The following is a 13,415-nucleotide window of genomic DNA, read 5'->3' as shown; positions in this document are numbered from 1 at the left end:
TAGAATATAATTTGCATTTGCTGTTTTACTCAAGGGGTTTTCTAAATCGTTATTTGTTAAATTGTTATTTTGTAAAAAACGCTAATTTTCTGTGCATATTTTTGTATCTTCATAGTTTTGTGTTGGCATGCTTATACCGTACAATTAAGAATATGCTGCGAGAATTTTCTGTAGAAGACATTCACCCAACTAACGATGGTGACACAATTTATTCATTGCTTGCCAATAGGGCAATGCGAGACCCGCAAGGTGTGATTGCACAATGGCAAGATGACAATACTCGTCAATGGCACGATGTTAGCGCATCACAGATGCTATCCAAAGTTCGTTCTACTGCAAGAGGCTTAATCGCTCTTGGCGTTAAGCAAGGAGACAAAATCGTTATTTACTCTCCAACTTGTTATGAATGGGGTGTTGTGGACTTTGCGTGCGCTTGTATTGGTGCTGTTAGCATACCTATTTACGAAACTGACTCCGCTCTTCAAGCTGCAGATATTATTTCGGAAGTAAAGCCTGTTATCGCTTTTGCAGGAGACGACGAGCATGCGCAATGCTTGGAAAGAGTTCGTCAAGACAATAAGCGAATTTCATTAAAAACGGTTTTTAACTTTAAGGCCAATGGTATTGATGCTGTTATTGATTTTGGAAAATCAATAAGCGACGATGAGCTAAATAATGCTATTAATCAAATAAAAGCAGATGATTTAGCAACTATTGTTTACACTTCTGGCTCTACTGGCAAGCCAAAGGGAGCAATGCTTACTAATAGAAACTTTACGCACATTGTTTACGCAGCATACGATGTTCTAAACGACATGTTGTATAAGCCAAGTAGAATACTTCTATTCCTTCCTCTTGCACATTGCTTTGCAAGGTATATTCAATATGTTGCAGTTGGAGCGAATGGCGTTATTGGATATGTTCCAAACGCTAAACATTTGTTGGCAGATTTGCGTAGTTTTAAGCCTACGTATTTGCTTGGCGTTCCTCGAGTGTTTGAAAAAGTTTATAACGCAGCATCTCAAAAAGCTGGAGCTGGAATCCGCGGTAGAATCTTTGCTAAGGCTGTTCAGCATTTTGTTGAGTGGTCTAAAGACGAAGTCGAAGGAAAATTGCATTCTATTTATGCAAAATTGCAGCACGATTTTTATATGAAGACTGTTGGTTCTTCTATAAGATCTGCACTTGGTCCTAATTTAGCGTGGCTAGCTTGTGGTGGTGCTCCAATAAATGCAGAGCTCGCTCACTTCTTTAATGGATTAGATGGAATAACTTTTATTCAAGGTTATGGAATGACGGAAACAGCTGCTCCATGTGTTGTTAACTTTGAGCATGCTAATCAAGTTGGTTCTGTTGGAAAGCCTGGTCCTGGAATCACAATTCGCATTGCAAATGATGGCGAAGTTCTTGTAAAAGGTCCTAATGTTTTTGTTGGATATTACGGAAAGCCAGAGCTTACTGCAGGAGTTATTGACCAAGATGGATGGCTTCATTCTGGCGATTTAGGCGAGATTGATGATGAGGGCTTCTTAACAATTACTGGCAGAAAAAAAGACATTATTATCACTGCTGGTGGAAAGAACATAAGTCCTGCTCCTCTTGAAACCATTATTGCAAAGTGTCCTATTGTTTCGCATGCAGTGGTTGTTGGAGATGGAAAGCCATTTGTTTCTGCTCTTATTGAGCTTGAGCCAGATATGGTTCGTTCTTGGCTTAATAATCAAGGAATGGATGAGACTATTCCAATGAAAGATATTGCACAAAATGATGCAATCCGATCTGTTGTTCAGCAATTTATTGATCAAGCTAATAGCACAGTTTCTAGAGCGGAGTCTATTCGTAAATTTGTTATTTTAGACGAAGAATTCTCTCAAGATGCTGGTACGTTAACGCCAAGCATGAAGGTTGTGCGTCCAAAGGTTTTGAAGAAATATAGCGATATTATTGAAACGCAGCTTTATGCTCCAAAACCTAATAGTAGGCCACTTCCTGCAACGGTTAAGATTTTAGATAAAACAACCGAGACTGTTAAGCAGGCTCAAGAAACTGTTAAGCAAGCTCAAGAGGTTGTTACTCCTAAAGTTAAGCAAGCTATTGATCAAGCTGCAACGCATCTGAAGCGTTTTGGAGAAGATTTGCCTTTGCAGTCCGATTCTAAGGAATCTTATTCAAATAATGAAGATGGAGTAAACCAAACCGTTAGTGAATAAGATTATAAAATAAAATACTAATAGGCTAATTAACAATTGCAAATATAGATTTATAGCTGGTATTACGATAAAGCTTGTATAATTATGGATTGCGATTTTAATTAGCCTTTTGTTTTAAGGAGTGCCGTGACTATTAGACAAATCCGCGTTGTTCCAGACCCTGTTCTTAGAACGCCTTGTGATGAAATTCGCGAGATTACGCCATCTGTTAGAAGTCTTGTAGAAGATTTATTAGAAACTGTAAATGACCCAGGTCGTGCAGGTCTTAGCGCAAATCAAATTGGTGTTAATCTTAGAGCATTTTCTTATAATATTGATGGAACAATAGGCTATATTCTAAATCCTGTTATAGAAGAACTTAGTGGCGAGCAATACGGAGATGAGGGCTGCTTATCGGTTCCAGGATTGTGGTACAAGACCCGCAGAGCTGATTATGCTAGAGCAAGAGGGATAGATCTAGACGGTAAAACTGTTGTTTTAGAAGGTAAAGGCTTAATGGCTCGCATGATTCAACATGAATGTGATCATCTTGATGGTCATGTGTATATTGATCGTTTAGAAAAAGATGTTAGAAAGCAAGCTTTACGCCAATTGCGCAATAGTTCTTCTAAGTAGCTAATTTAATAAATTATCGCGATTTTTTATAGAGATTGATTACAAAGTTAGTATAAAGCTTCTGTTATAATTTGGATTTGCGTGTTCGCTTTGAGCATGAGTGTTGTCGCGTTATACGATTGCTCGTTTTTTATTGTCTATCAGAATGCGCATATACGCGCCATGTACGCGTCCGTTCGTGTCGGTCGGCTTGGATTTAGTATATGCTAGCCAAGTTGCATGCGAACAGACATGGCCAGGCAAGAACCGACAAGAAAGGTATATAGATATGGCACAGATTACCATGAGCGAAATGCTGAAGGCTGGTTTGCACTTCGGTCACCAAACTCGTCGCTGGAATCCAAAGATGAAGCAGTTCATTCTTACTCAGCGCAATGGTATTCATATCATCAATTTGTTCAAGTCGCTCGACATGATCGACAAGGCTTATGACTTTATTAAGCAGACTGTTGCTCACAATGGCACTGTTTTGTTTGTGGGTACTAAGAAGCAGGCTCAAGAAGCTGTGCAAAATCAGGCTACTCGCGTAAACATGCCTTACGTAAGTGAGCGCTGGCTCGGCGGTATGTTGACTAACTTCCAAACTGTTTCTACTCGCGTAAAGCGTTTGAAGGAACTCGAGGAAATGGACTTTACCGACGTTCGTGGATCTGGTTTAACCAAGAAGGAACTTTTGCTTCTTGAGCGCGAAAAGGATAAGCTTTCCAAGCAGCTCGGCGGTATTCGCAATATGAACCGTACTCCTTCTGCAATGTTTGTTGTAGACATTAACAAGGAAGCTTTGGCTGTTGAAGAAGCACACAAGCTCGGTATTCCAGTTGTGGCAATCGTTGACACCAACACCGATCCAGAATCCGTTGAGTATCCAATTCCAGCAAACGACGATGCAATTCGTGGCGTAGAGCTTCTTACAAGCTTGATGGCCGATGCTGTTGCAGAAGGTTTGCTTGATCACGCTGGCAAGGGTGCAAAGGCTGAAGATGCCAATGCTCAGCCAATGGCAGCATGGGAAAAGGAACTGCTCACTAAGGAATCTGAACAGTCCGACAATGAAGCCAAGGCTGAATAAGCCTGTTGGCAGTTAATGAGGAGAACAAAATGGCAGCAATTACTGCAGCGTTGATTAAGCAGGTGCGCGAAGAAACTGGCGCAGGCATGATGGACGTTAAGAAGGCTCTTACTGAAGCCGAAGGCGATGTAGCTCGCGCTAAGGAAATCATCCGCGCTAAGGGCATTCAGGCCGCTGGCAAGCGTGAAGGTCGCAAGGCTCAAGAAGGAACCGTTGCTTCTAAGGTTGTTAAGACTGCAGAAGGCGAAACTGGTTATGCAGTTGAGTTGAATTCCGAAACTGACTTTGTTGCTAAGACACCAAAGTTTGTTGAATTCTCCGAAACTGTGTTGAACAATGCTATTGAAGCCAATGCTTCTAATGCAGAAGAGCTTCTTGCCGCTAAGGCTGGAGATGCTACTGTTAAGGAAGAAGTTGAAGAAGCAGCAGCATTGTTTGGCGAGCATGTTAAGGTTGGCCAGATTGCCAAGGTTAACGGTCCTCACGTTGAGGTTTACGCTCACAAGAAGTCCGTTGAATTGCCTCCAAGCATTGTTTCTATGATTGCTACCGACGAAGCAGGCGCTAAGGTTGCTCACGAAGCTGCTTTGCAAATTTCCGCTATGGGTGCTCAGTGGCTCCGCCGCGAAGATGTTCCAGCAGATGTGTTGGAGTCCGAGCGTCGCGTTGCTACCGAAAAGTCCTTGGCAGAAGGCAAGCCAGAAAAAATCGTTCCAAAGATTGTTGAAGGCCGTTTGAACGCCTTCTTCAAGGAAACTGTTCTTCTTGAGCAAGCTTATGTTAAGGATCCTTCCAAGACTATTGGCGACTTGTTCAAGGAAGTTGGCGGCTCTGCTTTAGCTTTCGCTCGTGTTGAGGTTGGCAAAGGCTCTGCTGAATAGTTTTTGCTAAGTTTCAAATAATTTTCTTTTACTGAAAACTATTTGAAATGTAAAAATGGACTTGCGTGTTTAACGCGTGAGTCCATTTTTGTTTGCAACATATTGTTTGAGCAGATAAACTATTAATCAGAATGCATACAGGGAGGCTGCGTTAAATGGACAACACTTTTGAATTGTCCGCTGCAAAGATGCGCGAACACGGTATGAGCGAAGTTGCTATTAGCCAATTTGAACGTCTTTATAAAGTGTGGAATGAAGATAAAACTGGCGGATTTATTCGCGAAAACGCAGTAGAGCCTATTAAGACTGTGCCAAATTTTCATGAGATTTATGAAACAATTGATCATAATAAAGCTGTTAACGCATTCTCAAAAACGGCATTTATTAAGCTAAATGGTGGTCTTGGAACATCAATGGGCTTGTCTTGCGCAAAGTCTTTATTGCCAGTTAGAAGGCATAAAGCTCGTCAAATGAGATTTATTGACATTATAATTGGTCAAGTTCTTACAGCGCGTCAACGTTTAGGCGTTGATTTGCCTTTGATTTTTATGAACTCTTTCCGCACGTCTAAAGATACTTTGCAAGTATTAAAGCGTACAAAAAAGTTTTCTCAAGAAAATATTCCTGTTGAAATTATTCAGCATCAAGAGCCAAAGCTTTTAGAGGAAACGGGTGAGCCTGTTTCTTGTTCTAAAGATAGTAGTTTAGAATGGTGTCCTCCGGGTCACGGTGACATTTTTTCAACTATTTGGGAATCTGGATTGTTGGATATTCTAAAGAAAAATGGCATTAAGTACTTGTTCATTTCTAACTCCGACAATTTAGGTGCGAGACCGTCTAGGACTCTTGCTCAGCATTTTGAAAATACTGGTGCATCAATCATGATTGAGGTTGCTAAGCGTACTCAAGCAGACCGTAAAGGTGGTCATATTGTTAGAAGTCTTGAAACTGGCAGAATGATGCTTCGTGAAATGACTCAAGTTGCTGCAGAAGATAGAAGAAGTGCGCAAAGTATTAATAAACATCCTTATTTTAATACTAACAATATTTGGATTCGTGTTGATGCTTTGCAAAAGATTCTTAAAAAATATAAAGGTGTTCTCCCTCTTCCAGTTATTTGCAATCACAAGACTGTTGACCCAACTGATGATTCAAGCGAAAAAGTGATTCAGCTTGAAACTGCTATGGGTTCCGCTGTTTCGCTTTTTGACGATGCGATTTGTGTTGAGGTTGATAGAATGCGATTTTTGCCTGTAAAGACTACTAACGATTTGTTTATAATGCGTTCAGATCGCTTCCATCTTACAGATTCTTACGAGATGGAAGATGGCAATTACATATTTCCAAATGTGGATTTAGATCCACGATTCTACAAAACTATTGATGATTTTAACGAAAGATTCCCGTATTCTGTTCCAGCTTTGGCTGCTGCAAAATCCGTTACAATCCGAGGCGATTGGACTTTTGGAAGCCAAGTTTCTATGTTTGCGGATGCTATTTTAGAAGATACAGGGGAGCCAAGTTACGTTCCAAATGGCGAATTTGTGGGTCCGAAGGGCATTGAGCCAGACGAGTGGGTATAGTCACAAAATAAATTCATTCGGGCGTGTCGTGTGGAAAATGGCCTTATTTCAACGTTTTTATAGTGTTGATTAATGGCTTTTTAAGAAAATTGATGACTTTTTTTGAAAATGTCCACACGTATGGCAAAACACCATTAAAATAGTTAAGGTGTGTGTTGAGAATTTAGCATTTTTCGCATGTTTTTAACACAAGATGAAACTACAAAAGAAACGATACGTGAGGACAAATGGCAGAAGGAAGTAACGGAAGACGTCGTTTTTCCGATAAGTGGGGTAAACACGAGCTTGATGTGCTGGCTGTGTTGTCTTCCGCATTTCCACAATGGCTGACTTCGCGTCAGATTGCGCAACGAGTTAAGGCTTATGCCGATTCTTATGGAGAGCTTGCAGATCAAGCTGCAAAGGCTGCGTTTGCAAAGCAATTCCAAAGAGATCGTGCAAAGCTTGCAGCTATGGGTATTGCGATTGAATCTCGTCAGCCTGAATATTCTTCAAAGTCAGAAGGCCAAGATTTTGCATCTTACAGGCTGCAACTTGGTGACGAACCTCGCGTGCGTATTCGTTTTGAACAAGAAGAGCTTCCTGTTCTTGCGGCTGCTAATTATTTAGCTCGTTCTATGTCGATTTCTTCTTCTGAATCGCGCAAAGTAGATCAGCAACATTCTTCTGCATCTCGTACTGCTCCTAGAGTTCCTCAAACACCTATTCCTGGTTTGGGCTTAGATTCGATTGCCCCTGGTCTTGGAACTCAAACAATTCCAGACGCATTGGTTAAGGTTATTGATTCTAGAAGATTTGCAGCAACTGTTGACGTTGATGGTGAACATTTGAACGTTGCATACACTGATTCCGACGATTTAGCAATGTTTGTTCTTGAGCACCCAGGTTCTTGCGTTGTAAGTCCTCAAGAAGCTGTGGACGCTTTCCATAGAAGACTTAATGCTGCTACGCAATTCGTTGAATGCGACGAGAATTACGCTGATCAAAGCGTTGATTCTGCACGTTCTAATGCGGAAGATAATCAAGCCCTTTCGGAAAACGAGCCAGACAAGTCTCGTCAAAAAAAGACGTCTTTCCAAACTGGAAGCGAAGTAGATCGCAGACTTCGACTAATGCTCTTCCTTTCTGCTCATCTTGGAGAAGAATTCCCACTAAATGAGCTTGCTGTAAGATTTATTGGCAAACCTAAGAATGATGATGAGCTTCGTAGATTTGTTGCGATTTTGCATAAAGACATTAATACGCTTACTACTGTTTCCGACGATGGCGAGATGGCAGGTAGCCAATTCTTCGATATTGATTGGTCTCTTTTAGAAGCCGAAGGTATTGTTTCCGCAACTAATTCGCTTGGTCTTGAGCGTTTAGCTGGAGTTTCTCAACAATATATGAGTATGCTTACGGCCTCTATCAACTACCTTGCGCATTCTCCTCTTTTGCCTGCTGAACAAAGAGATCAAGCCAAAGCGCTTTACATGCGTTTGCGTAGGCATGTTAGCCCAGGGGAGACTCCTTGGCTTAGCCTTACTGGTTACGAGGTAGAGCCTAGAAATTGTTCTGTTGTTCGCAGCGCTATTAGTGCTAATGCATTAATCGACATGGAGTACACAGATGGCGCTGGTAGAACACGCAGAAAGATTGTTGCTCCTTCTAAGATTTTTGTTGATGAAGGCGTTTACTACGTTGCTGTTTGGACAGATGTTGAGGCTCAAACTCCACAAGATAAGCGTACTTTTGTTGCAAAAGACACTTCGATTAATAAAGCAAACGGTTTGCCGAGAATTTGGCAGGTTTTGCGCGTTGCAAGAATTGAGCGTGCAGAAGTTATTAAGCCTATTTGCCCTGTAGAAATTCCAGATGTTCCAGTTAGCGAACTTAGAAAATGGAGTTTTGACAATGGTACTCAAACATGCTTTATTACAGATGAGCCAGATTTGAACTTCTTAAAGAGTCTTTCTGGAGCTACAATCGAGCCTTGTGGAACTGGCGTTAAGGTTCATTTAACGGTTTCTTCCGACTCTTGGTTTGTTGCATTTTGCATTGCTCACGCTCGTCATATTAAAGCTGTTTCTCCAGAAACTTTGCGCACTATGATTATTGCTCGAGCACAGCGAGAATTAAGCGTTAATAATAGCGATTGCCAAAACTTGGAGAATTAAAATGCCATGGTGGATTTGGCTTTTATTAACTCTTTTTATGCTATGCATGATTGGCGCAGGGCTTGCGTACGCGCTTAAATGCGCGTATAAGATTTTAACGAATTGCACGAGTTTTTATACTAAGGCTTATTCTTGTTTTGAAAAGTTGCAAAACAGTGAAGATTCGTTGAAAAAGGATTCATATCCATTTTTTACGCGTCCGATTTTCGATGCTGCGCAACGTGTAGAAGAGGCTAGAATTAGAGTTTTAAAGCGCAGAGAAAAAGTAGGAGATTCTCATAGAATTGTTTGGCAACATTGGAATAACTTGTCTTTGCGCAAAGAAGATATTGACAATCCAATTTTTAATGAATCTAAAGAAACTAAAGGAAACTAAAGAATAGTTTATGACTACGCTCCCATTATCTCCGTCTCAAAGATTTAGTGCGTTTCGCAAGACTTTGCAACATTCTAAATCAATGGCTGCTAAATTTGAAAGTTCCTTAAGCTTTGATTTGGATGATTTTCAACTTGAGGCAATTGATGCTCTAGAAAATGGAGATAACGTTCTTGTTGCTGCTCCTACAGGTGCTGGTAAAACTGTTGTAGCAGATTTTGCTGTTTTTTTGGGCGTTAATCGCGGTGTTAAAACCTTCTATACAACTCCAATCAAGGCTCTTAGTAACCAAAAATATCATGATTTTTGTGAAGTTTATGGATCTAATAAAGTTGGTCTTTTAACAGGAGACACGTCTGTTAACAGTGAAGCAGATATTGTTGTTATGACAACAGAAGTCTTACGCAATATGCTTTATGAACGTTCAATAACACTTAATTCTCTTGGATTTGTTGTTTTAGACGAGGTGCATTATTTAGCAGATAAATTCCGAGGAGCAGTTTGGGAAGAAGTTATTATTCATCTTCCGCAAAGTGTTAAAATTATTGGACTTTCGGCAACTGTTTCTAATGTTGAAGATTTTAGCGCATGGATTTCTTCTGTTCGCGGAAACACTCATTTAATCGTAGATGAGCATAGGCCTGTTCCTCTTGAACGTCATGTCATTATTCAAAAAGATGGTCAAACAGAGCCAGAGCTTCTTAATCTTTACGATACAGACAAAAATGGTAATGCAACGAATCGTGTAAATCTTGCTTTAACTAGAAAGTTAAGCCAGTGGGAAAATGCTGCTTTGCGCAAAAAATCTTCTTATTTAAGTAAAGATAAGAGATTCTCTAAAGGGCGATTTTCTAAAAGAAAATCGCGCGATCGCTCTAGTGATTTACAAAAAAATTCCAAGTCGTCTTTAACTGTTCGTCATACTCCTAAAAGATGGGCTGTTATTGACGAGCTTGATTATCTTAATATGCTTCCTGGGATTTACTTTATTTTCTCACGTTCTGGTTGCGATCAAGCTGTTCAGCAATGCTTAAACGCTGGTCTAGCTCTTACAAGCGATGAAGAGATGTACGAGATTCGTAGAATTGTTGATTCAATGATCTCGCAAAATAAACTTTCTAAAAGTGACTTAAAAGCGCTTAGATTTGAACGCTTTAGATATGCTCTTGAGCAAGGATTTGCGGCTCATCACGCAGGTATGATTGCGATTTTTAGGCATATTGTTGAAACTCTTTTTGAGCGTGGTCTTATTAAGATTATTTTTGCCACAGAAACACTTGCTTTAGGCTTAAATATGCCAGCTAGGAGTGTTGTTGTAGAAAAGCTAGTTAAGTATGATGGTACAGGTCATGTTCCTCTTACGCCTGGCGAGTTTACTCAACTTACTGGCCGAGCTGGAAGACGCGGAATTGACGATATTGGTCATGCTGTTTTAATAGACAATCCTGATTTTGACCCAGCTAAAGCGGCTTCTCTTTCTAGTAAGCGTGTTTATCCTCTTCACTCTAGCTTTGTTCCAACTTTTAACATGGCTGTTAATCTTCTTAATAATAGCGATGCAAAAACAGCTCGAGTAACGCTTAGTAGCTCATTTGCTCAATGGGAAGCGAACGCTTCGGCAGCGCGCCTTTTGAGTCGTATTGAAGAACTTCAAGAGGCGATTAGTGGCTATGAGCAAGCTTTCCATTGTTCTAATGGCGATTTTGCTGAGTTTATGACTCTTAGAATGCGCCTTAAAGACGCTCAACATGATCAGCGTAGAAAACTTAAGCATACTCTGTTTTCCAGCGATTTAGAGCGTTCAAATGCATTCAAAGAGTTAGATAACAAAATTGCTAGCTTGCGCATTCAAGAAAGAAACCATCCTTGTGCAAATTGTCCAGATATTCAAAACCATTTACATTGGGGATATTATTGGGCTAGAGAAACAAAAGAGCTAAATCAAGTTAAAGAACGTTATAATTCTAGAACTGGTTCTGTTGCAAGATGTTTTGACAATATTTGTAATGTTTTATGTAGTTTGGATTACTTAAAACAAACAGGTAATACGTTTGTTTTAAGTAATAAGGGTCAGCTTCTTAGACGACTTTATAACGAGCTTGATGTTGTTTTTGCGCAAGCCATTTGCGAAGGTATTTTTAACGATTTAACTCCTATTGAGCTGTTGAGTTGTGTATCTTCTTTGGTTTATGAGTCTAGAGGGCCAGTGGGATCAGAGCCAAGAAGATATCCTGGTGGATTAGACGGCGCTGTATTCAATACTGTTTCTAGATTAAAAGAATTGTTTATGCGCATAAGCAATATGTGCTTAAACAATCATCTTGATGCGTTGAAATCGCTAGATTTTGGCGCAGTAGACCTTATATACGATTGGGCACAAGGCGCTGACTTGCTTGATATTTTGCAAAATACGGATATTACGGGTGGAGATTTTGTGCGCTTTGCCAAAAGACTTATAGACTTGCTTAATCAGCTTGCTGTTCTTAGCGATTATTTAAGAATTTTGCCTAATGTAGACGATTCTTTAGCACACAAAGCATATGAAGCAGTTCAAATAATTAATCGTGGGGTAGTAGCCTATTGTGATGTTTAATCTTTATAGTCCGTGCAATTCGCTAGCTTTATAATGGAAACTAAAAGGAGAATATAATATGGCAGAACGCAGTTTACGTGGTATGAGCATTGGTGCAAAGTCGCTAGAATCCGACGATAATGTTGATTTTGCAGCTCGTAATGATGTTACATATGTTTGTCCTAAAGGGCATAGGACTATTCTCCCTCTTGCTCAAGGTGCAGAAGTTCCAGAAGAATGGGAATGCCGTTGCGGTGCTTTAGCGCATAAAGAAGGCGACGCAGATAGGCCAGATGATGATTTTAATAAGCCAACTCGAACTCATTGGGATATGCTTTTAGAGCGTAGAAGCGAAGAAGAGCTAAAAGCTTTGCTTGATAAACGCTTGAAAATGCATCATGAAGGTTGGATTCCTGATTACGAGTAGTCTTTGATGTGTAGTTTTACTTTAATTTTGTGATTAATCACTAATATTAATTATTTAATTTAGGATTTTAGGGAAAACTCCATGAAAGTTGTTTTGCTTGATTTAGATGGCACTTTGACTCAATCTCATATGGGAATTATTGCGTGTGCTAAAAGAGCTATGAGCGATTTAGGCATGCAAATTCCAGACGATGAAGAGATGATGCGCTTTGTAGGACCGTCTATTCTTGAATCTTTTCAACGAAATGGCATGCCAGAAGATTTGCAATTAGAAGGCGTAAAGTTGTATCGAAAGTATTATTCCGAAGTTGCAACTTTTACAGATCCGAAAAATCCTAGTGGTAGTAAAATCACTGGAAGTCTTTTGAATAAGGTTTACGAAGGTATTCCAGAACAATTAAAGAGACTACGTGAATCTGGATATTATCTTGCTACAGCATCTTGCAAGCCAGAATATCAAGTTAAGCCTATTTGTGATTATTTTGGTTTAACAGATTTGATTGATGGAATTTACGGCGCGAGTGCCGATATGTCTAGAATTAAAAAAGACCAAGTTATTCGCTATGTTTTGAAAAATATTGGTTTTGACTATTCGCTAGACAAGGCATTAATGGTTGGCGACCGATGGACGGACGCAGATGGTGCTTTAGCATGCTACATTGATTGTCTTGGTTGCGCTTGGGGCTACGCAGAGCCTGGTGAGCTTAAAAAGCACGGTGCTTATAGGATTATTGACAATGTTTGTGATTTGAGCATTGCTATTGATGAATATTTTGATAATACTTTGCGCAAATGATATTTCTATATAAAAATAATTCTATATAAGTATCCGATAATGTACGTTATGTCAGATTTGTTATAAATCACGAATAAAACACACTACATAAGAATTAGAGTCAGCACACCACTTTCATTTTTTATTATTCATTATTTTTTTATTCTTAATATTTCGATATTTTCAATATGATATAAATTTTATGATTTAAGATTCTTTAGTTTTAAGATTCTTTAGATAAATCAGCTCGTACTTGCTTAACAATGCATCCAACTGCGATTGCAAAAACAGCTGAGCCGCCCTCAAGCATGCTAAACATATTTTCTTGATTATTGTTACATTCCATAACAGATTGACCATCGCAAATTATTGTCATGCGCTCAAGATGATTAACACTATAACAATTCAAAAAAACTATAGCTTTTGTAACGTTTGTAAGATTTACGCCAGCGTCTAAAAGTCGCTTAGCAACCGCCATAATAGAAATATCCTTAAAAGAATATAAACGCCTGGATCCAGACCCGTGAGAAGGATTAATAGAAGGCTCAATAATGTTTTTTCTAGCCCAATAATCAAGTTGCCTATAGGTTATTCCAGCAATCTTCATTGCAACGCTTCCGCGATATCCTACGGACTCTTCTCCGTAGCTAGAAAAAGCAAACAACTCCCCCTGCACTGGCTGATTATTAGATTCGTAGAAATCCGCCAGTGCATTTTTGCTAGAAGAGTTTTTTAACACCATTATTGTTTAT

General features: G+C 39.6%; 11 protein-coding genes. 10 read left to right on the top strand and 1 reads right to left on the bottom strand.

The genetic code is table 11. From position 1 onward, the window contains the following. Positions 1 to 152 precede the first annotated feature (152 nt). From NYP69_RS01715 to NYP69_RS01670, 10 genes are all read left to right on the top strand, one after another. Positions 153 to 2,210 carry an AMP-dependent synthetase/ligase gene (locus tag NYP69_RS01715; RefSeq protein WP_004130827.1) on the top strand — a complete coding sequence of 686 codons (2,058 nt, stop codon included), beginning with the start codon at positions 153 to 155 and terminating at the stop codon, positions 2,208 to 2,210. Between the two features lie 126 nt (positions 2,211 to 2,336). Next, positions 2,337 to 2,825: a peptide deformylase gene (locus NYP69_RS01710; RefSeq protein WP_004130828.1), complete on the top strand. Its 489-nt coding sequence runs from the start codon at positions 2,337 to 2,339 to the stop codon at positions 2,823 to 2,825. Between the two features lie 268 nt (positions 2,826 to 3,093). After that, the gene (rpsB, locus tag NYP69_RS01705; RefSeq protein WP_004130830.1) at positions 3,094 to 3,894 is read left to right on the top strand and encodes a 30S ribosomal protein S2; all 801 of its coding nucleotides are present in this window, start codon (positions 3,094 to 3,096) and stop codon (positions 3,892 to 3,894) included. Positions 3,895 to 3,923: 29 nt separating this feature from the next. Further along, positions 3,924 to 4,775, top strand: a complete 852-nt coding sequence (gene tsf / locus NYP69_RS01700) for a translation elongation factor Ts (RefSeq protein WP_004130831.1) — start codon at positions 3,924 to 3,926, stop codon at positions 4,773 to 4,775. A 155-nt stretch (positions 4,776 to 4,930) separates the two neighbouring features. Next, the gene (locus NYP69_RS01695) at positions 4,931 to 6,358 is read left to right on the top strand and encodes a UTP--glucose-1-phosphate uridylyltransferase (RefSeq protein WP_004130833.1); all 1,428 of its coding nucleotides are present in this window, start codon (positions 4,931 to 4,933) and stop codon (positions 6,356 to 6,358) included. Positions 6,359 to 6,585: 227 nt separating this feature from the next. After that, positions 6,586 to 8,514, top strand: a complete 1,929-nt coding sequence (locus tag NYP69_RS01690) for a helix-turn-helix transcriptional regulator (RefSeq protein ID WP_018639278.1) — start codon at positions 6,586 to 6,588, stop codon at positions 8,512 to 8,514. A 1-nt stretch (position 8,515) separates the two neighbouring features. Beyond that, the gene (locus NYP69_RS01685; RefSeq protein WP_004133149.1) at positions 8,516 to 8,890 is read left to right on the top strand and encodes a hypothetical protein; all 375 of its coding nucleotides are present in this window, start codon (positions 8,516 to 8,518) and stop codon (positions 8,888 to 8,890) included. 10 nt (positions 8,891 to 8,900) lie between these two features. Beyond that, the gene (locus NYP69_RS01680) at positions 8,901 to 11,483 is read left to right on the top strand and encodes a DEAD/DEAH box helicase (RefSeq protein ID WP_473412876.1); all 2,583 of its coding nucleotides are present in this window, start codon (positions 8,901 to 8,903) and stop codon (positions 11,481 to 11,483) included. A 58-nt stretch (positions 11,484 to 11,541) separates the two neighbouring features. Then, complete coding sequence (locus NYP69_RS01675; RefSeq protein WP_004130843.1) at positions 11,542 to 11,889, top strand: RNA polymerase-binding protein RbpA; 348 nt, start codon at positions 11,542 to 11,544, stop codon at positions 11,887 to 11,889. Positions 11,890 to 11,970: 81 nt separating this feature from the next. Then, positions 11,971 to 12,684 carry an HAD hydrolase-like protein gene (locus NYP69_RS01670; RefSeq protein WP_473412875.1) on the top strand — a complete coding sequence of 238 codons (714 nt, stop codon included), beginning with the start codon at positions 11,971 to 11,973 and terminating at the stop codon, positions 12,682 to 12,684. A 202-nt stretch (positions 12,685 to 12,886) separates the two neighbouring features. On the opposite strand, the gene NYP69_RS01665 is transcribed toward NYP69_RS01670, so the two are convergent. Beyond that, entirely contained in the window at positions 12,887 to 13,405 is a 519-nt protein-coding gene (locus NYP69_RS01665; RefSeq protein WP_060785982.1) for a MerR family transcriptional regulator, read from the bottom strand. Positions 13,406 to 13,415 lie beyond the last annotated feature (10 nt).

The sequence above is a fragment of the Gardnerella sp. c17Ua_118 genome (assembly GCF_055804255.1).
This window is presented reverse-complemented; position numbering and strand designations above follow the sequence as displayed.